The 19,774-nt window shown below is 72.6% G+C and carries 14 protein-coding genes; 6 read left to right on the forward strand and 8 right to left on the reverse strand.

The genetic code is table 11. The features are described 5' to 3' along the window. Window positions 1-74 precede the first annotated feature (74 nt). Genes KC207_RS10335 through KC207_RS10345 form a run of 3 tightly spaced genes read left to right on the forward strand, consistent with a single transcriptional unit; the run spans window position 75 to window position 4,508 of the window. Window positions 75-1,925, forward strand: a complete 1,851-nt coding sequence (locus KC207_RS10335; protein WP_211602949.1) for a hypothetical protein — start codon at window positions 75-77, stop codon at window positions 1,923-1,925. After that, entirely contained in the window at window positions 1,918-3,447 is a 1,530-nt protein-coding gene (locus KC207_RS10340) for a polysaccharide biosynthesis C-terminal domain-containing protein (protein WP_211602950.1), read from the forward strand. Before KC207_RS10335 ends, KC207_RS10340 begins: the two co-directional genes overlap by 8 nt. Further along, complete coding sequence (locus KC207_RS10345) at window positions 3,444-4,508, forward strand: CDP-glycerol glycerophosphotransferase family protein (RefSeq protein WP_211602951.1); 1,065 nt, start codon at window positions 3,444-3,446, stop codon at window positions 4,506-4,508. Before KC207_RS10340 ends, KC207_RS10345 begins: the two co-directional genes overlap by 4 nt. Here KC207_RS10345 and KC207_RS10350 read toward each other — a convergent pair. Continuing rightward, complete coding sequence (locus tag KC207_RS10350) at window positions 4,469-6,646, reverse strand: GumC domain-containing protein (RefSeq protein ID WP_211602952.1); 2,178 nt, start codon at window positions 6,644-6,646, stop codon at window positions 4,469-4,471. The genes KC207_RS10345 and KC207_RS10350 overlap by 40 nt on opposite strands. A 453-nt stretch (window positions 6,647-7,099) precedes the next feature. Here KC207_RS10350 and KC207_RS10355 point away from each other — a divergent pair, with 453 nt between their 5' ends. After that, entirely contained in the window at window positions 7,100-7,345 is a 246-nt protein-coding gene (locus KC207_RS10355; RefSeq protein WP_211602953.1) for a hypothetical protein, read from the forward strand. A 1,166-nt stretch (window positions 7,346-8,511) separates the two neighbouring features. On the opposite strand, the gene KC207_RS10360 is transcribed toward KC207_RS10355, so the two are convergent. From KC207_RS10360 to KC207_RS10370, 3 genes are all read right to left on the reverse strand, one after another. Beyond that, a complete protein-coding gene (locus KC207_RS10360; RefSeq protein WP_211602954.1) occupies window positions 8,512-9,429 on the reverse strand; it encodes a WecB/TagA/CpsF family glycosyltransferase in 918 nt (305 codons plus the stop codon). Beyond that, complete coding sequence (locus tag KC207_RS10365) at window positions 9,426-12,521, reverse strand: PKD domain-containing protein (RefSeq protein ID WP_211602955.1); 3,096 nt, start codon at window positions 12,519-12,521, stop codon at window positions 9,426-9,428. The genes KC207_RS10360 and KC207_RS10365 overlap by 4 nt, the downstream gene beginning before the upstream one ends. Before the next feature lie 169 nt (window positions 12,522-12,690). Continuing rightward, window positions 12,691-14,199: a sugar transferase gene (locus KC207_RS10370; RefSeq protein WP_211602956.1), complete on the reverse strand. Its 1,509-nt coding sequence runs from the start codon at window positions 14,197-14,199 to the stop codon at window positions 12,691-12,693. Between the two features lie 324 nt (window positions 14,200-14,523). On the opposite strand from KC207_RS10370, the gene KC207_RS10375 reads away from it, so the two are divergent. Then, entirely contained in the window at window positions 14,524-15,513 is a 990-nt protein-coding gene (locus tag KC207_RS10375; RefSeq protein WP_211602957.1) for a glycosyltransferase family 2 protein, read from the forward strand. Window positions 15,514-15,524: 11 nt separating this feature from the next. Here the strand turns inward: KC207_RS10375 and KC207_RS10380 are convergent, their stop codons facing one another. From KC207_RS10380 to KC207_RS10395, 4 genes are all read right to left on the reverse strand, one after another. Then, window positions 15,525-16,421, reverse strand: coding sequence for a sulfotransferase (locus KC207_RS10380; protein ID WP_211602958.1), 897 nt, complete (start codon window positions 16,419-16,421; stop codon window positions 15,525-15,527). A 46-nt stretch (window positions 16,422-16,467) separates the two neighbouring features. Continuing rightward, on the reverse strand, window positions 16,468-17,073 hold the full coding sequence (pth, locus tag KC207_RS10385) for an aminoacyl-tRNA hydrolase (RefSeq protein ID WP_211602959.1): 606 nt from the start codon (window positions 17,071-17,073) through the stop codon (window positions 16,468-16,470). 103 nt (window positions 17,074-17,176) lie between these two features. After that, window positions 17,177-17,869 (reverse strand): 50S ribosomal protein L25/general stress protein Ctc, encoded by a 693-nt coding sequence (locus KC207_RS10390; protein ID WP_211602960.1) that lies wholly within the window; start codon window positions 17,867-17,869, stop codon window positions 17,177-17,179. Between the two features lie 257 nt (window positions 17,870-18,126). Beyond that, complete coding sequence (locus KC207_RS10395; protein ID WP_211602961.1) at window positions 18,127-19,098, reverse strand: EamA family transporter; 972 nt, start codon at window positions 19,096-19,098, stop codon at window positions 18,127-18,129. A gap of 113 nt (window positions 19,099-19,211) precedes the next feature. Between KC207_RS10395 and KC207_RS10400 the strand changes: the two genes are divergently transcribed. Then, complete coding sequence (locus tag KC207_RS10400; RefSeq protein ID WP_211602962.1) at window positions 19,212-19,769, forward strand: CGNR zinc finger domain-containing protein; 558 nt, start codon at window positions 19,212-19,214, stop codon at window positions 19,767-19,769. The last annotated feature ends 5 nt before the right edge of the window (window positions 19,770-19,774 follow it).

A 19,774-nucleotide genomic window follows, 5' to 3' on the forward strand; every position in this document is an offset into this window, starting at 1 on the left:
AGCGCCGGTGCGGCCGATGCCGCGCGGCTACCATGACGAGGTCAGGGGAAGCGGACGACGAAGGGCGGACACACGTGGCCAACCGAGGGCTCTCGGGTCCGCGCAGCGCGACCCTCGAGGTGGCGCTGCGGTCCAGCACGAGGGCCGCGGTGGTCCTGGCGCTCCTCGGCACGCTGGTCGGGGGGCTCGTGGGTCTTCGCGAGTCGGACATCGAGACCGCCGGTGCGTCGGTGCTCGTCAACCCCCTCGACGGCAACCCCTTCTCCACCTCGGGCAGCGGGGACGACCTCATCAACATGGTGAGCGAGTCCGAGCTCGTCCGCTCGGACGCCGTGGCTACGCGGGTCCGCGACGACCTGGCCGCCTCCGAGTCCTCCTCAGACCTGCTCCGAGGCCTCACGGTCGACGTCCCTCCGAACTCGCAGATCGTCGAGATCACCTACGAGACGCCGGAGGGCGGACGCTCGGCCGCACTCGCACAGTCGTTCGCCGAGCAGTACCTCGCGTACCGCCAGAACCGGGCGGAGGACCTGGCCACCTCCCAGCAGGAGCAGATCCAGCAGCAGATCGAGGACCGTCTGGACGAGCAGGCCACGCTCGCCACCCGGCTCGGCGGGCTGGAGGACGGCTCCGCGGACGCGAGCGTCGTCCAGGCACAGCTCGACGCCGTCGCCTCGCAGATCAACCAGCTGCGGGCGCGCGCCGGCGACATCGACCTCGTGCCCACCAACCCGGGGCAGGTCGTGACGCCGGCCGAGGTCCAGCCGCGCGGTCTGCTCGGCTCCTGGGTGGCCTACCCCGTGGCGGGACTCGTCGGCGGTCTCGTGCTCGCCCTCGGGGTGGCGCTCGTCCGGGCGCGGCTCGACAACCACATCCACCACCCCGACGACGTCGGGATCCTCGGCCACTCCCTCCTCGCCGTCGTCTCGGCCGAGGAGTCCGAGCGCATCGTCGCCAGCTTCGAGGACGACCCGACGAGCACGGTCCTGACCGAGAACTACCGCGCGCTGCGGGTCAACCTCCTCACCGCGACGCAGCAGCGGCCCCTCGTCGTCCTCCTCGCCACCGGTTCCGCCTCCGACCGCACCCCGACGAGCGCCCTTCCGCTCATGCTCACCCTCGCCGCCTCCCGCCTCGACGCCGTCCTCGTCGACACCGTCGGCGCCCTGCCGTCCGACGAGAGCCCGCTCGACGCCCGCGCGCCCGCCCTGTCCGAGCTGCTCGCCTCCGAGGAGCCACTCGACTACACCCCTCACGAGGTGCTGCCCCACGGCAGCCTCATCCGCCGCGGCGGCGCGCTGAGCATCGACGACTTCTTCATGACGCACCGGATGGAGACGATCATGGAGTCCCTCCGGGACTGGTCCGACGTCGTCGTCATCGCCGCGGGGAGCATCCACGACTCCAAGACCCGGGCCCTCGCCTCGATCTCCGACGTCGTCGTCGTCGAGGCCATCTCGGGCGAGTCCACCTTCACCGACCTGGTCCGCGCCGGGGACGACCTCTCGTCCGCGCGCGAGAAGCTCCTCGGGGTCGTCCTCGTCGAGGGTGTCGAACGGCGCGGCTCCGCGGTCGTCCGCCGCCCCGGCAGGGCGGACGAGACCCGCGGTGAGGGCTCCGCCGCGGTCGTCCGGGACCGGACGTCCCCCACCGAGGACACCCACGAGACCCGCGAGACCCCGGACGCGACCGCGGACGGCGAGCGTGACGACCCTCGGCCCGGACCGGGAGAGGTCGAGGACGCCGGCGCCGACCTCGATGCCGACACGGAGCGCGAGGACGCCGAGGACGAGCTCGTCCTCGGGAGCGGCGCGGAGCCGTCCCGCGGCCGTGGCGCCCGCGGTCCCCGGGGCCCTCGAGGGCCACGGGGCTACCGCCGCCCCTCCGACCGCGCCGCGGCCGGGCTCGTCCGCACCGATGACTGACGGCCGGGACCAGCTGCTGCGCGGCATCGCGCGTGGAGGAGCCTTCGGCCTCCTCGGCGCGGTCGTGTCGGCCGCGGCGACCTTCCTCACGGTCCTCATCGTCACGCGGTCGACGACCCAGTCGCTGGCCGGCGAGTTCTTCAGCGCCACGTCGCTCTTCGTCATCGCGATGGCCCTGTGCACGCTCGGCGCGGACGCCGGACTCGGCCGGTTCACCGCGAGACACCTCGTCGACGGCAACCCGGGAGCGGCCCGCCGCAGCTGGACGGGCGCGTACCAGGTCACCGGCACGACGTCGATCGTCGTCGCCACGGCCGCCCTGGTGTGGCACGACCCGCTCGCGGCGGCGATCGGCCTGCGCTCGGACGCGTCACGATCCCTCCTCGTCGTCCTCGCGGTCGCCCTGCCGGTCGCGACGCTGATGACCGTCTCGCTCGCGGCGACGAGATCGCTCGCCACGATGCGCGCCAGCGTCCTCGTCGACAAGATCGGCCGCGCGACGCTCCAGTGCCTGCTGGCCCTCCTCGTCCTCGTCACGGGCGGCGGACTCGTCGAGCTCGGCCTCGCGTGGGCGATGCCCTACGTCCTCGCCGGGGTCGTCGCGGCCTTCCTCGCCCGGTCCGCAGCGCGACGCCGCTTCGGCCACGGGCCGCTTCCGGTCCTGCGGGGTGTCCGGCGCCAGTTCTGGGCCTTCACCTGGCCCCGGAGCGTGGCGCAGGTGTCCCAGATGACCATCCAGCGCGCCGACATCATCATCATCGGGGCCCTGCTGACCCCAGCGGCCGCCGCCGTCTACACGGCGGCCACCCGGTTCGTCGCCTTCGGCCAGTTCGGCTCCCAGGCGATCCAGCAGACCCTGCAGCCGCGCTTCGCGCACCTCCTGGCGTCCGGGGAGACCGGGCTCCTCCGGGAGATCTACAAGACCGGCGCCGCGTGGTCGATCCTCGTGTCCTGGCCGATCTACCTCGCGGTGGGTGCCGCCCCGGGCATATACCTCGGGCTCTTCGGCGACGGCTACCGCGCCGAGGGCACGGTCGTCGTCGTCACGATGGCGATCGCGATGATGGTCGGTGTCGCGTCCGGTCCCGTCGACACGATGCTGCTCATGGGCGGTCGCAGCAGCCTGAGCCTCGTCAACTCCCTCACCGCCCTCGTCGTGGACCTCGGCCTGTGCTTCCTCCTCATCCCGCGGATGGGCATCCTCGGCGCGGCGGTCGCCTGGAACGCGGCGGTCGTCGTGCGGTCCGGGCTCGGTTTCGTCCAGGTCCGGCGGCTCAACGGGCTCACCCCGCTGTCCCGCTCCACCCTGGTCGCGGCCCTCGCCTCCGTCGGTGTCTTCGGGCTACCGATCGCTGTGCTGAGCCTCACCGGACGACTGAGCCTCGGCGTGTACCTCGTCGCGCTACCCGTCCTCGCGCTCGTCTACCTCACCGTCCTGTGGAACCGGCGGGACACCCTGCACATCGCGCCCCTCTTCGACCGGCTCGCCGTCGGTCGGGCCCGGACGGCGGTGGACTCGTGAGCAGCGTCCTGTTCGAGGCGTGGAGAGGCCGCTACGCCGACAGTCCCCGGGCGATCTCGGAGGCGCTCCTGCGCACCCACCCGGACCTCACCCAGTGGTGGACGACGACGGACGGACGGGCACCGCGCCCCGACGTCCGAGGGGTCCGACGACACCGTGCCGGCTACTTCGCCCGTCTCCTCGCGAGCGACTTCCTCGTGACGAACGACATCGTGAGCCGCCACGTCGTCAAGGGCCCCCGGGTCACGTACGTCCAGTGCTGGCACGGGACGCCGCTCAAAGCCGTCGGCCACGACGAGGTGGACTCGAAGTACCCCGGCGCCGCCGCGCACCTGCGTCGGGTCGACCGGGACGTCGCCAAGTGGGACGTGCTCGTCTCCCCGAGCGCCGAGTGCACCCGCATCCTACGAGGCGCCTTCCGGTACGACGGTACGGTCGTGGAGTCCGGCTACCCCCGGAACGACGTCCTCTCCCAGGACGACGGGTCGATCCGGCGACGGGTCCGCGCAGAGCTGGGCATCCAGGACGGGACGACGGCGGTGCTCTACGCCCCTACGTGGCGCGACGACACGCGGGATACCGCGGGGCGTCTCGTGCAACCCGACCTCGTCGACCTGGACGTGCTGCGCCATCGCCTGCCGGGGACGGTGCTCCTCTCGCGCCTGCACCCCAACGTCCCCACCAGCGCCGCACCTCTGCCGGGCTTCACGATCGACGTACGCTCACACCCCGACGTCGCCGAGCTCTACCTCGCGGCTGACGTCCTCGTCTCGGACTACTCCTCGGCCATCTACGACTTCGCCGTCACGGGCAAGCCGATCGTCCTCCACGCCCCCGACCTCGAGCACTACCGCCGGGACCTCCGGCCGATGTACTTCGAGTACGAGCAGTGGGCCCCCGGTCCCATCACCACCACGAGCGAGGACCTGGCGGACGCTCTCGCCGACCTCGCGGGCGTCGTGCGGTCGTCGGCGGACCGGTACCGCTGGTTCACGGAGACCTTCTGCCCGCACGAGGACGGTCACGCCGGCGACCGTGTGGTCCGGGCCGTCTTCGGCTGAGCCCGTCCCCGGGACCGGCCGGCCGCGGTGAGCCGCTGGACCGCACGCACGACCCTCCCGCGGCCCGTCGCCGTTGACGAGGTCCGCGCCGACCGCCGGCGCCCGAGGGCCGTCGCCACGGCCGCGACGAGGATGCCGATCCCCAGCCCGGATGCTCCGTAGAGGTCGTAGGGGGGCGACTGCTCGACCGCTTCGCGAAGGCGCAGCTGCTCGCCGGCGCTCGTCGGGGTCAGGACGATGTCGGTCACGGCCTCGCCGAGAACGGCCAGCTCCTCGCGCTGGTCCGTGCTGAGGAAGCGCCCGTCCGGACCGCCGACCGTGACCAGCTCGGTCTGACGGTCGCGCAACCGGGCGAGGTACTGGTCCCGGCGCTGCGCGAGGTAGTCCTGTCGAGCGGCCAGGTACGCCCCGGCGAGGGCGACGACCTCGTCGTCCGCGACCTGCGGGTCGCCGGCCGTCACCTGCAGGACGATGACCCGGGTGCTCGGAACGGCGGTGACGCGGACGCGCTGACGCAGGTCGGCGGGAGCCACCCCGGTGCCCGCGACCGCTCCCCGCATGGTCCGCTCCGCCATGACGAGCGCGGCCTCGGTGTCCACGGTCGTCTCGCGCGGGGACTCGACGCCACCGTCGGCGGCCGGCAGGTAGCTGGGTGCCTCCTTGAGCAGGATCGCCTGCTGCGACTCGTGGCGCGGCGGCTGGAGGGCGGCGAGGACCAGCCCTGCCGCCAGGGCGAGCGCCGGGGCGGCCACCCACCATCGCCGGTGCCCGGCGACCCGCGCGAGCAGGGACGTCACGGTGGTGACGCGGAAGAGCACCACCTCGGAGTCCGCCTGCCTGCTCTGGTCCCGCCACGCGAGCCCGATGGCCACCATGACGAGCAGCAGGGGGATGCCCAAGGTGTCGTAGACGAACAGCTGGAGCCCGAAGAAGAGCAGGACGACGGTGGCGAGGACCTCGGTGATCGTCCGACATCGCAACGATGCGAGCAGGGCACCGGTGAAGTAGGTGACGAAGAACAGCGCACCGACCAGGCCCTGCGCGAAGACGACGAACCACAGGTGCCCCTGCGTCCCGAGGGGTGGGACCTCGCACGCCGGGCACGACGGGGTCCCACCGCCTGCGATGGATGCGAAGCTGCCCTGGACGTCGCGGGTGGAGCCGAACCCGACCACGGGAGAGCCCTCGGCCGCACTGTTCACCGTCGTGACGAGCAGCTCGCTGCGCCGCTCGTTGCTGTGCTGGTTGTCGAACCGCTCGGACACGATCGAGCCGAGGGGGCTCAGGGCGAGCGCGAGGACCGCCCCCGCGACGACGACGACCGTGGCCACGAGCTGCGCCGGGCGACCACGCCAGGCCTGGAGGACACCGAGGAAGACGAGCCCGAGCACCAAGCACGCCCACAGGCCGCGGTTCAGCGAGTAGACGGTCGGCACGGCGGCCACGACGAGCACCGCGACGGCGGCCCAGCGGCGGCCGGTCCCGGCATCCTTGACCCAGGCGACGACGAAGAACGGCAGGCTGAGCGCGAGCACCGATCCCCACGTGTTGGCGTACGGGAAGGGTGCCTTCGGGCGGGCCTCGGGACGACCCAGGACCGTCTGGACGTCAGCCAGTCCGGGGTGGACGAGGGACTGGACGAAGGCATTGCCACGCACCCCTCCCGGCAGGAGGAGCTCGAGGACCGACCGCAGCTCGAGCGTCGGTAGGAGCACGCCCGCCAGCCCCCCGAACGCGGCGATGACGAACATCCACGCGAGGATGTCGACGACCTTCCGCGTCGGGACCCGGAGGCGGCTGGAGTTGGCGATCCAGAGCAGGACGACGGTGCACGTCGCGTACCAGGCCAGCCGGTAGGCGAAGGGCACGATCCGGCTGGGCCCACCCCCGGGGACGGCGTCGGGGGCGTCCACCCAGAGCGTCGCGACGCCGATGACCACCCACACGAGGAAGAGCAGCCACCACGTCGCCCCCCGGGGCAGGACGACCGGTGAGGTCCGCCACAGCTGGCGGAGCATGACGAGTGCGGCGAGGAGCGGGACGACGGCGGCGACTCCCAGGAGCCACCACAGCGGGTACCCGTAGACGACCGCGGCGAGGGGCCACCACGGCGGCAGGGCCACGGAGCGCACACCCACCCGAGCTCGCGGAGTCGCCAGGGCTACCATCGGTCACCTCCCGTCCCGGATCTGTGAACAGTCTCCCGACGGGCCGGTCGCGAGGGATGATGGGGGTCGGACCGTCGACACCGTGCAGGGGTGACCATGAGACCACGCGACCTCGTCCCGCCACTGGCCGTTGCAGTGCTTCTCCTCGGAGGGTGCAGCTCGCAGGGCCCATCCGACCCGGAGGGCACGGCGGCCCCGGCCTCGTCGTCCCCGTCTGCACCGGCTCCCGGGCCGCCGGCGGCGACCCCCTCGCCCGAGGGGACGCCCACGGGTGGTCCCGACCCGTCCGGCGACGCGACGCCGCCGGACGGCGCGCCGACCCCCACAGCGGGGACCGGTGTCCCGTCGCCCGACGTCGCGTGCGCCGTCTCCGACGCCGACGTCGCCGGACTGGCGCAGACCTGGGGCCGGGTCGCCGGCGGCGTGGGTCGCCCGGACCTCGCGGAGTACACCCGGCCGCTCGTCACGCAGGTCACGGACGTCACCGACCGTGCCGCGGACTGCCCCGGCGCCCAGCACGCCGAGAGGCTGCCGGCGCTCGCCCGGTCCATCGACCGTGGAGCCCGTGGGGACGGTGTCGACTTCGACGACGTGGACGCGTTCCAGACCCAGGGCGACGCGTGGCTCGAGGCGTTGGGCTACGGTCCGAACCACCTCCCCACCGGCTGACCTGCGCGGCGGACGGCTCCGGCCGTCCACCGGAGTCCGAGGACGGACGAATCGTCATTCGTCCGAGAGAATTGCCATTCTTGGCACATTCCGGACTGATCGTGTATATCTTCACGTCTTGTAGCGCGGGCATTCCCCCCTGCACCGCCCGCGCTCTTTTGCTGCCCGGAGGTAGCCACGATGTTCCCTGCCCGTCGTGTGTTCGGCCTGGTCGCTGCGGCGTCCGTCGTCACCACCCTCATGCTCGCGCCACCCCTGCGCGCCCCCGCCGCTGCGGCCGCCGTCCCGCAGGTCGCCGCACCGGCGACCCTCGCCACGGCCGAGACCGTCGCCCGCCTCAGCAACGGCTGCTCCGTCTCCTCGCGCGGCATCCCGTCCTGCGGGGCCTACGCGGGCGGTGCCTACAACAGCAACACCGACCCCGGCAGCTGGGAGTCGTGGCTCTCGAAGCAGATCGGCGTCCGTCGCACCTACTTCGGCCCGACCGGCATCGACAAGGCCGTCGCGACCGCCAAGGGCGACATCGCCAACCACCGTGTCCCGTGGGTCAGCTTCAAGGCGCCGTACTCGTGGGCGGACATGGCGAACGGGCGCGGCGACGCCTGGGCGCGCGAGATCGCCCGCAAGCTCGCCACCGTCGACGGCCCCGTCTGGGTCGCCGTGCACCACGAGCCCGAGAACGACGGGGGTGACATCACCCGGTGGACGGCCATGCAGGCCAGGCTCGGACCGATCCTGCGCTCCGGCGGGGACAACGTCGCCTTCACGATCATCCTCATGGGGTGGCACCAGTTCTACGGCGCCGACAAGTTCCGGCTGGAGAACATGTGGCCCCGGAACACCAAGGTCGACATCGCCGGCTTCGACATCTACGACGAGTACGGGATGACGAAGAACGGGTCCACCGTCACCAAGCACAAGGACTTCCGCGGTCGCTACTTCGAGCCGCTCAAGGCGTGGTCGGCAAGGACCGGCGTGCCCTGGGGCCTGGCCGAGACGGGCTTCGGGGAGGCGTCCGTTCGCGACGACCCCGCGATCATGACGAAGACGTACAAGGCGCTCGTGGACAACGGGGGCATCGCCTTCAGCTACTTCAACACGAACCTCAACAGCAAGCTGGACTGGCGGCTGAACAGCAGCCTGCGGCAGAAGGCGTTCCGCGACCTTCACCGCCTGTCCGTGACACGCTCCGCCGGACCACCGATGTGCGAGGGCGAGGAGATGGTCGGGGTCGACGCCTCGCTCTCCCCCGAGCTGCTGTGCCGGCTGCTCGGGTCCACTCGCGAGGTCCGCTCCCCCGTCGCCGCCTGGGTGCCCTGACGTCCGTCCGCGGTGGCACCCTCCGCCCGGCGACGGGCGAGGGTGCCCATCGCGATCGCGAGCACGGTGAACGCGCCCCGGAGGTAGCGCGGCCCCAGCCGGGCCGGCGCCTGGGCGACCCGGGCCAACCACTCCAGGCCGGACCGGCGGAGGAGTCCCGGAGCCCGGGACTCCGCGCCGGTGAGGAAGCCGAACCAGCCGCCGCACGTCATGACGAGCGACTCCGGCAGGTCGTGCCGGTGATCCCTGACCCAGTGCATCTCGCGGGGCGCCCCCATCCCCACGACGAGCACCTCGGGATCGGCCTCCCGCAGCAGCCGGAGCGGGCCCTGCCACGTCTCGTGGTAGCCGTGGTCGGTGTGGACGACGTCCGCCGCACCCGCTGCCGCCAGCACCCGCCCCGCAGCCTCGGCGAGTCCTGGCTCCCCACCGACGAGTGCGACCCGCGGCGCTCGGCCGAGCTCCGCGGCCATCCCGTGCAGCACGTCCCAGCCGACGTCCGTGGTCGGGGCGCGCTCGATCGAGCGCGCCCCGGACAACCGGGCGAGGAGCAGGACCGAGCCACCGTCGGCACAGACGAGGTCGGCGCTGTTCATCTCCTCGACGAACCCTGCGTCGGCCCGGTGGTTCAACCCGCCGACGTGCAGCGCGTAGAACCTGGAGCGACCGCCCCGCACGCCGAGGGCGACGGCCGCCGCGACCGTCCGTCGGGCGTCGAGGTCGTCGACCTCGAACGGGCCGACGGGGACGCGGCGTGCCGTCACGGCGTGCCGACCGTGACCGTCACCGTCACGGCCCGGTTCACCGCCGGGTCGGACGTGGCGTTCTGGGCCGCGACCGCGCCGGAGGACACCGGCCCGTCGGAGTCGGTGAGCCACGAGAAGATCCCGCCGCCGCCGCTCCCGGTCGAGGTGGACCGGTTCTCACCACCCGTGCCGGCCAGGGAGATGGGACTGCTGGACTTCACGCCCCAGAACCGGACCACCCAGTCCCCGCTCGCCGCCTGGACCCCGGGTGCGACGACCGTGGTCGTGCCACGGGCCGTGTCGGAGGCCGACTGCGCGACGGTGGGGGTGCCGGTGTCGGACCGGTAGGCGACGACGCTCAGCGCGCCCTTGGACCACGTCGACACGTCGACGGTGACGCCCGACCCGGCGTCCTGGGCACCGGCCGCCTTCGTCCACACGAGGCCCATGGCGCCGCCGGCGTCGTCGGAGTCGACCAGCGTCCAGCCGGGAGGACCGGTCACGGTCGTGTTGCTGTTGTTGACGGTGAAGGACAGCAGCAGACGGTCACCGGCCTGGACGTCGCTCGGGACGGCCACCGTGTGCGAGTTGCTGTTCCCGTTCTCGGTCGCCGCCGCGACGAAGGCGACGTCCGAGGTCGGGGCGGCCTCGACGGTGACGTCCTGCGTCACCGACCTCGTGACTCCGTCCGTGTCGGTCACGCTCAGGGTCACCCCGTAGGTGCCGGGAGCGGCGAACGAGTGATCGGGCGCGGTGACGTTCCCTGCTCCCGTCCCGTCACCGAAGGACCAGGACCGCGAGGCGATGCCGGTGTCGTCCGTGGACCCACCGGAGTCGAACGAGCAGGCGAGCGCCGTGCACGACGAGGTGAAGCTCGCCGTGGGGGGCTGGTTGACGCGCTGGACCGTGACGTTCCGGCTCGTCGTCGCCGTCGCGCCGTCCGCGGTCGTGACGGTGAGTCCCACGGTGAAGGAGCCACCGGAGGCGTAGGTCTTCGACACCTGGCGACCGGTGCCGGTCGTCCCGTCCCCGAAGGTCCACGCGTAGGAGTCGACGCTCGAACCGGGCGCAGTCGACGCGCCGGCGTCGAACGTGCACGTGAGGCTCGTGCAGTCCGAACCGAACTCGGCGGTCGGCGGCAGCGGGACGCCGGAGCCGTCGGCGCTCTGGTAGACGAAGAAGGCCCGCGAGGTCCACGTCGTCCCCCCGCCCACGACCTGGGCGGTGTTGGCGACCGGAGCACCGCTCTGGAAGCCGTCACGCCACTGGGCGCTGCGCAGCCGGTTGTCGGCCGTGCGCCAGAAGAGGGTGTCGTCGGCGACGAACATCCCGCGCACCGTGGAGAAGTCGACGCCGCTGACGCCGGTGGAGGCCGTGAACCGGTACGCCCCGACGACCGAGCTCTCCGGGGTGAAGTAGCGGTAGTACAGGCGGTTCTGGCCGGCGACGGTGTAGTAGACGCGGCCGCCGTCGAAGAACAGGCCGGTCATGTTCGCGATGTCGTTGCGCCACTCCTGCAGGACGACGAGCGCGTCCTGACCGTTGACCTGGGTGCTCGACCCGTAGGTCGTGCCGTTGAACGTCTGCTTCGTGAAGGAGCCGTTGCTGAGCGCGGTGTAGACCTCACCGTTGAGCATGAACGCCCCACGCACCGCGTTCCAGTCGACCGACCCCGCCGGCGCCGAGGAGACCGCCCCAGCCGTCGTGCCGTCGAAGGTGCGCTTCTGGACGGCGGGCGTCGTGCCTCCCGCCATGAAGACGTCGTTCGGCAGCGCGGGCTGGACGATCGCCGGGAGGTCGATCCCGTCGTTCGCGAAGCGCGCGACCCGCCCCTTGTAGAAGTAGCCCTGACCCATCCGGTCGGTGTCCGAGACCGCCCACAGGCCCTGGGGCGTGGGGAGGAAGTCGAAGAGGCCGACGCCGCGGGTGCGGGTGGGGTTCCAGCTGTACGGCAGGCCGTTGGCCGGGTCGAGGGCGGCGATCCCCGGGCGGGAGACCGCCCCGGGGCCGGCCCGGTCGCCGGAGAACGGGTTGTTCTGCCACCGAGCGTGACCACCGGTGTACACGACGCGGTCCGTGATCTCGACGCCGTACGTGGTGTCACCGCCGGTGTTGTCGATCCAGGACGGCTGCACCGACGTCCCCGTGTTGGCGAAGTCGAAGCGCGCGGTCGAGTCGCAGGCGCGGTTGACCCCGCCGTAGGCACCGGTCGTGGAGATGACGAAGAAGGAGCCGTCGGGGGAGATGTCGACGTCCCGCATGTAGGAGTCGAACGACGCCGAGCAGGGCGTCTCGTAGAACGGCGTCCGGAGGTTGTACGGCGCGGCCGAGGCCCCGCTGGTGTCGAGGACGAAGACCTGGTGGTTCTTGACCCCGTCGAGGGTGTCGAAGTTGCCGATGGCGACGAGCCGGTCGCCGTCCGGCGTGACGTCGAGCTTCATGACGGTCGTGTACCCGCCGTTGTGGTCGCCCTCGATGACCCCCTGGAAGTAGTCCGTGACGGACCCCGAGTCCGGGTCGAGCGTCGCGAGCGCCTTCTGCGCGACGCCGGCGTTGAGGTGGGTGAAGCCGCCGGCGACCCAGAGCCGGCCGTCCGCCAGCCGGAGGTCCTTGACCTGACCGGTCACCATGCCCGGGTCGAAGGAGCCGACGACCGCACCGTCGCTGACCCTGACCCGCGCGAGGTTGTTCCGGCTCACCCCACCGATCGACGAGAACGACCCGCCGACGTAGACGGTCTGTCCGTCGCCCGCCGGGATGACGGCGTTGACGGTGCCGTTGGGGTTCGGCGTGAAGGTCTGGCTGATGATGCCGGTCGTGGCGTCGAACGCGAGCAGCCGGGACCGGGAGAGGGTCGTCGAGCTGTTGTCGTTGCGAGCGCTCGTGAAGGTGCCCCCCAGCACCATCGTGTTCCCGACCTTGACGACCGAGTAGACCCGGCCGTTGAGCACGTGGGGCGTTCCCGGCTCCGGGACGTCGCCGGCGATGCTGCCGGCCGGCTGGTCCGGCGCGGCCGACGCAGCGGGGGCCCCGGCCCCGGCGACGGCGAGCGCGGCCGCCGCGACGACGAGACCGACCTGCCGCAGTCCGCGGGAGATTCGCGATGTCATGGTGTTCCTCTGCTTCGTGCGAGATGTGGTGGGCGCCGTGGCGCGCGTCAGGCTCCGGCCCGGGCCGGGACGTCGGTGCTGCTGGCAGGTGACGGCGCCGTGCAGTCGGCGCCGCGTGTGGCCCCCGCCGCGCGGGCGGGGGTGGACTCGATGGGACGTGACTCAGCCATCAGTACGCCCCCCGGCCTCGGAGGACGGCGTCCGCCGTCCGCACGAGGATCTGGGCGTCGAGCGACAACGACCAGTTGTCGACGTACCAGAGGTCCAGCCGGACCGAGTCGACCCACGAGAGGTCGGACCGGCCGGACACCTGCCACAGACCCGTCATCCCCGGGCGGACCCGGAGCCGACGGACCGCGTCGTTCTCGTAGCGGTCGACCTCCCGCGTGAGCGGGGGGCGCGGACCGATGAGCGACATCTCGCCGCGCAGCACGTTGAACAGCTGCGGGAGCTCGTCGAGCGAGTACCGCCGCAGGACGGCACCGATCCGGGTGACCCGCGGGTCGGTGTGCATCTTGAAGAGGGTCTCGTTGCCGTCGTGCCCGTCGGCGGAGAGGGCGTCCAGGCGTGCCTCGGCGTCCACGACCATCGTCCGGAACTTCCACATCCGGAAGATCCGGCCGCCCTCACCGACCCGGTCCTGGGTGAAGAACACCGGTCCGGCGGAGCCGCGGCGGATCATCACCGCGACGGCGACGAACAGCGGCGACGCGAGGAGGAGGAGGAGCGTTGCCGCGACCCGGTCGAAGATGCGCTTGACCCGGAAGCGGAAGCCGTGCGACACCGGACGCTCGACGTGGAGCATCGACAGGCCGGACGCCGGGCGCATCGTAAGACGGGGGCCGGCGACCTCGACGATCCCGGGCGCGATGAGGAGGTCGACGTCCCGCTGCTCGAGGGCCCAGCCGAGCCGCCGGAGGGCGTCCCCGGACATCGTCGGGCTGCTCGCGACGGCGACGGCGCTCGCGCCGACCGCCTCCACGGCGCCCAGGGTGGCGTCCTCGCCCCCGAGCACAGGGATTCCCGTCGGGTTGGCGACACGGAGCACGGGGTCGTCGACGTCGGCCACGCAGAGGGCGGCGACGGACATCCCCGTCGTCCCCGGGTCCCGTTCGATGCGGTGTGCGACGTCGAGGGCCGCGGCTGCGTCACCGACGACGACGGTGGGCCGCAGGCACATGCCCTGGGCCCGCGACGTGACGAGACGTCGACGGAGGGCGTAGCGGCCGGCCAGCGCGGAGAGGGTCATGGTGGGCGCCATGACGAGGAGCACGCCGCGCGAGAACTCCAGCTGAAGGGCGAACGAGGCGAAGGCGATGATGGCGACCAGGCCCAGGCCCGCACGGGCGACGGCCCGGTACTCCTCGTTGCCGGTCCCGACGAAGCGGGTCGCGTACGCACCGTGACGGGCGAGGAGGACCACCCACGCGACGACGGCCACGCCGAGGGTCCACCACACGACCGGGGTCGTGTCCCAGAGGGAACCCCCGGAGCCGACGATGACGTTACGTCCGGCGATCCCGATGAGGACGCCGAGGACGGCTGCCGCCGTGTCGAGCACGACGGCGGCGCGGCGCTGGGACCGCTCCCACGCCGAGAGACCCGGGAGGACCTGGGCGTGGCCGAAGCTGGCCAGGTCGATGTGCGCGTCAGCGCGCGGCTGCGCCCACGGGCGCATGCCGAGATCTTGAGCAATGCTCATTCGAACCGTCGACCCCTGCAATCGATGGAGTTCGAAGAATGACGATGACGTCGGTCCCTGCTACCGGCCGGCATCCCCGCCCATCTTCACGTCGCCGAAGGCCCTGCTTCCCGCGGTGACGTACGTTGTGGGCGCCAGTCTAGGGGCCGGGACGGGATCCACGTAAGCCGTTCGAAGAAATTCATCCTCGGGACGGCCGCGACCGTCGCCGTTGTGCTAGAGGAAGGGGGCAGCCCGCCGGACCGGGCACGGGCCGGCGACCCCTTCAGTACAGTGCGGAACGCCCCCGACCGCCCACGGATGCCCCCGTCGGCGCAGCCGTCGACCATCCCGGAGGACCCCTTGTCGACCGACGACACCGGCGCCGTCACCGACGCCGCGAGCCGACCCGACGTGGGCGTCGTCCTCGTCACTCACAACCGCCCCGAGCTCATGCGGGCCGCGCTCGCCTCCATCCTCGCCCAGGACCACCCCGGCGCGATCCGGGTCGTCGTCGTCTTCGACCGCAGCGACCCCGACCGCTCCCTCGAACGGTCCGAGGGGAACCGCTCCGTCAGCGTCACGACGAACCAGCGCAGCCCCGGCCTCGCGGGCGCCCGGAACACCGGCGTCCTCGCCCTGGACACCGAGCTCGTGGCCTTCTGCGACGACGACGACGAGTGGCTCCCGGGCAAGCTGCGGGCCCAGGTCGAGCGGCTGCACCGCGAAGCGGACGCGGAGTTCGTGACCACCGCGATGCGGGTCGACTACGGGGACCGCAGCACGGTGCGCCTGGCAGGCAGGGAGCACGTCGGCCTCGACGACCTCGTCCGGTCCCGGATGGCGATGCTGCACTCGACGTCCTTCCTCTTCCGCCGGCGGGCGATGCTCGAGGGCTTCGGCATGGTGGACGAGACCCTGCCCCGGAGCATGGCCGAGGACTGGGACCTCTTGCTCCGCGCAGCGCGGAGCGCGCCGATCGCCCACGTCGACGAGCCGCTCGTCAGCATCCGCTGGGGTGCGACCTCCTACTTCAACGAGGCCTGGGCGGACAAGAACGAGGCGCACTCCTGGCTCCTCGAGCACCACCCGGAGATCGGTGACGACCAGGTGGGCGCGGCCATGCTCTACGGGAAGCTGGCCTTCGGCCACGCCGCGCTCGGCGAACGTCGCGAGGCCTTGCGCTGGGCCGGCCGCTGTGTGCGCCGCCGTCCGCGCGAGGGGCGATGGCCGCTGGCCCTGCTCGTCGTCGCGGGCGTGTCCGCGGAGTGGATCCAGCGCGAGACGAACCGGCGCGGCCACGGGGTCTGAGGATCGGGCCCTCAGCCGTCCGCGGGCCCGTCCTGCGTGGCCCGGTCCATACGGGCCCGGACCTCGCGGGTGACCTCCTCGATCTCCTCGACCTCCTCCGGGGCCAAGGCCGTGCGCCAGGCGTCGGCGACCTCCTGCGGCGCGCGGTCGAAGTTGTGCAGCCGGTCCCGCCCGCCGGTGTCCGAGTGCTCCCGCGAGAACTCGGCGTCCGCGGCCGGGCCCCACGGGACCCCGAGGGCGTTGTGCACCCGGCGGCAGGCCGCGGGGTCCGTGGCGATCCGCCGGTGGGACACGACGAGGGTGCCCGGGGCTCGGTCCACGTCGGTGAGCGCCATGGCGTAGAGGGCCGCCCAGAACCAGCCCATCGCCAGGGCGCCCCCCGGATCCGCCTCATGCGGAAGCTCCGGAATCTCGGGGGCGCCGTCACCCCGTTCCCGCCGGAACCGGTCGACGACGGGGACGAGCTCGCCGAGGTCCGGCTGCCACCCCATCCGGCGGTAGCTGGCGAGCATGGCCCCGGGATGGCGGTGGATGACGACCGCTCGGGCACCCGTCGCGCCGACGATCGCGGGGACCGAGAGCAGCGCGAAGGGATCCTTGACGACGAGCCGGGTGCGCGGGAGCGGGGCGGCCCACTGCCGGATCCCGTACCGGCTGTAGACCGCGGGCGTCGCCGCGCGGTACGCACGTCGCAGTGCGCGGTGCTGCCGGGCCGACGCCGTGTCGATCCGGGCCCATCCCGAGAGGGTGCCCCCGAGCCGGTACTGACCCGCACCGGGGTTCATCGGCTCCCGTCCGGCGAGCGCCGACCCGGGCGCCTGCGCGAGGAGGCGCGCCAGCCAGGTCGTGCCGGAACGGGGCATCCCCGTGACGAGCACCGGGTCGGGACGGCGGGAGGACTGGCTCACGCGGCGATCCTCCCGCACGCGGCGTCGCCCCGGGGGCGAGGCCGGCTCATCGGGGGGCGTGGACGCGCCGCTGGGCGTCGAGCAGGCCCACCGTGACGAGCTGCTCGACCGCGTCGGCGGCGTCGTCGACGAGGAAGGGCAGCATCTCCTTGCGCTCGGTCGGCGAGAAGTCCTTGAGGACGAAGTCGGCGGCCTGCATCCGCCCCGGCGGCCGCCCGACCCCGATCCGCACCCGGTGGTAGTCACGGGTCCCGAGGGCCGAGGTGATCGAGCGCAGGCCGTTGTGGCCGCCCTCTCCCCCGCCGAGCTTGAGCCGCACGAGCCCGGGGTCGATGTCGATCTCGTCGTGGAGGACGACGAGCCGCTCGACGGGGACGGAGAAGAAGGACAGCAGCGCCTTGACGGGCCCGCCCGACTCGTTCATGTACGAGCTCGGCACGGCGACGACCGCCGCCGGTCCGGGCACCCCTCCCGGGCCGACCCCGAGCCGCACCTGCGCGGCGTGCGCACGGGCCTTGTGGGTGCGCAACGAGGACCCGGTGCGACGGGCGAGCTCGTCGACGACCATCGCCCCGACGTTGTGCCGGTTCCCGGCGTACCCGGGCCCGGGGTTGCCGAGCCCGACGACGAGCCAGGGGGCGGAGTCGATCATGCGCCCGATGATGTCAGACCCGAGGCAGGACGCCGCAGCGGCGCCCGGGACGCGCGAAGGGGCCCGGTCCGCATGCGGACCGGGCCCCTTCGGTGTCGCGGGGTCAGGACTCGTCCGAGCCCTCGCCCTCGGCGTCGTCGGAGGCGGTGCCCTCGGACGCGCCGTCGCCGGACTCCTCGTCCTCGTCGCCGTCCTCGCGCTCGATGCCGGCCTCGGCCTCGGCCTCCTCGAGCTCGGCCTCCAGCTCCTCCTCGGACTGCTGCTGGGTGACGTTGACGACGAGGTACTCGGGGTCCGTGACGAGCTCGGCGCCCGCGGGCAGCTCGACCTGGCCGGCGAGGATCTGCGAACCGGCCTCGAGGCCCTCGACGGAGATCGTGACCCACTCGGGGATGTTCGTCGCCTCGACCTCGACCTCGAGGGTCGCGAGGGCGGTGGTGACGACGGTCTCCGGGGCGGCCTCGCCCTCGGTGTGGACGCCGATCTCGACGGTGACCTTCTCGCCCTTGCGGACGACGACGAGGTCGACGTGCTCGATGAACGGCTTGATGGGGTCGCGCTGGACGTCCTTGGCGAGCGCCATGTGCTCCTCACCCTCGATGACGAGCGTGAGAAGGGCGTTCGTGTGCTTGAGCGCGAGCATCGCGGCGTGGCCCGGCAGCGTGATGTGGACCGGTGCGGTGCCGTGGCCGTACATGACGGCGGGGATCTTGTCGGCGCGGCGGATCTTGCGGGCGGCGCCCTTGCCGAACTGGGTGCGCGGCTCGGCGACGAGCTTGGTGACCTCGGTGGACACGGGGGACTCCTGGGGGTGGATCGGAACGGACGAGTCGTGGTCCTCGACGCGGGGCGTGGCACCGGACCGGCGCGCGAACGGCCCCGCGGACCCTGGGGTCTGCCGGCCGCCAGCGTCGATCACGGACGGTCGCGACCACCGGGGTGGCTGCCGGACACCCTCGTCCGATGCGACGTCCCTCGCCGAGGCAACCCCGAGAGTCTAGGCGACGGGCGGCGTAACGTCGAAATCGGACGAGGGCGGCCGGGACGGACCGATCAGGGCACCGGGACCGGGGCGTCGAGGTCGACCTGCTCCGCGGTCCGGCGCCGCTCGTCACGGGCCTCCCCGAGCCGGACCGCGACGACGCCACCGAGGATGACGACCCCGCCGACGAGCTGCCACAGCCCGGGCAGCTCACCGAGGACGACCCACGCGACGAGGACGGCGAAGAGGACCTCGGTGAGGCCGAGGAAGGACGCGAGCGTCGACCCGAGCCGGCGGGTCCCGAGGATCCCTAGGACGTAGGCGGCAGCGGCGGCGACGAGGACGAGCTCGGCGAGCGAGACCCACGCCGGGACGGCGGAGCCTGCCAGGTCGACGGCGCCGGCGCCGGTGTGCATCTCGATGAGGCCCAGGCCACCGAGGACGACGAGGGCGAGGGTGCCGAAGAGCAGCCCGACCGCCGCGAACGTCAGCGGCGGCAGGTGCGTCTCCCGACCCGCGAGGACGTAGTGCCCGGCGAGGCCGACGGCCGCGAGCGTCGCCCAGGCGACCCCGACGAGGCTCGGCGTGGTCTGACCGGAGATGTCGAGGACGAGGACGAGGCCGAGGACCGCGAGCACGATGCCGAGCCCGGTGAGGACGTGCGGGCGGCGCCGGGAGAGCGCCCAGACCCACAGGACGACGACGACGATCCCGAGGTACTCGATGAGGAGGGCGACGCCGATCGTCAGGTGCTCGATGGCCTGGAAGTAGCCGAGCTGGGCCGCGCCGACGGCGAGCAGGCCGTACCAGAAGAGCAGGGGCAGCTCGCGGCGGACGGCGCGCAGGTCCTGGCGGACGCTCCACAGCCCCAGCGGCAGCAGCAGGAGGGTGGCACCGGCCATCCGGACGAGCACCACGGCCCCGGGCGACCAGCCCGCCTCGATGAGCGACTTCGCGAACGGACCCGACGTCCCGAACGCGAAGCTCCCGAGCAGCATCGCTGCCACGCCGATCCCGATCGTGCGACGGACGACCTCGACCATGGTGAACCTCCCTCCGGATGCTCCCCTCCCGCTCGGCGCTCGGCCGCGCAGGATGTAAGGAGTCATTGTGTATGTTGGGCATGACACTAGGACATCACCTGTCAGGAGTCAACGTGGTTTTCACCCATGACACCGATCTCGTCCTGCGACACACCGCGGTGCTGTGCAACACGGCTCCCGGGCACGGCGCGAGCGGCGAGGAGGACCTGCCCGACCTCCCCGCGGTCCTGGACTGGATGGAGGAGTGGGGCTGGACCGGCGGCGTCCCGGACGAGGAGTCCGACATCGCCCACCTCCACCGCGTCCGGGACCGGATGCGGGCCGTCTGGGTCGCCCCCCTCGAGGAGCAGGTCGCCGAGGTCAACGCCCTCCTCGCCGAGGGCGGCGCCCTCCCCCGCCTCGTCGAGCACGACGACCAGGGCTGGCACGTCCACGCGACCGACGACGACGCCCCGTTCGCCGACCGGGTGGCCGTCGAGGTCGCGATGGCGATGGTCGACGTCATCCGGCTCGGCGAGCGCGACCGCCTCCAGGTGTGCAGCGCCGACGACTGCGACGACGTCTACGTCGACCTCTCCCGCAACCGGTCACGCAAGTTCTGCGACGGGACGTGCGGGACGAAGGCCAACGTCGCCGCCTACCGGGCCCGCAAGGCCGCCGAGGCGGACTGACCGGT

Source organism: Phycicoccus avicenniae, from assembly GCF_018139485.1.
Classification (GTDB): Bacteria; Actinomycetota; Actinomycetes; order Actinomycetales; family Dermatophilaceae; genus Phycicoccus; species Phycicoccus avicenniae.

Excerpts from the sequence above, each read along its gene's own strand:
- KC207_RS10370 (WP_211602956.1), bottom strand. The coding sequence starts at position 14,199 with ATGCGCCCGTGGGCGCAGCCGCGCGCTGACGCGCACATCGACCTGGCC.
- KC207_RS10340 (WP_211602950.1), top strand. The coding sequence starts at position 1,918 with ATGACTGACGGCCGGGACCAGCTGCTGCGCGGCATCGCGCGTGGAGGA.
- KC207_RS10375 (WP_211602957.1), top strand. The coding sequence starts at position 14,524 with ATGCCCCCGTCGGCGCAGCCGTCGACCATCCCGGAGGACCCCTTGTCG.
- pth (WP_211602959.1), bottom strand. The coding sequence starts at position 17,073 with ATGATCGACTCCGCCCCCTGGCTCGTCGTCGGGCTCGGCAACCCCGGG.
- KC207_RS10365 (WP_211602955.1), bottom strand. The coding sequence starts at position 12,521 with ATGACATCGCGAATCTCCCGCGGACTGCGGCAGGTCGGTCTCGTCGTC.
- KC207_RS10395 (WP_211602961.1), bottom strand. The coding sequence starts at position 19,098 with ATGGTCGAGGTCGTCCGTCGCACGATCGGGATCGGCGTGGCAGCGATG.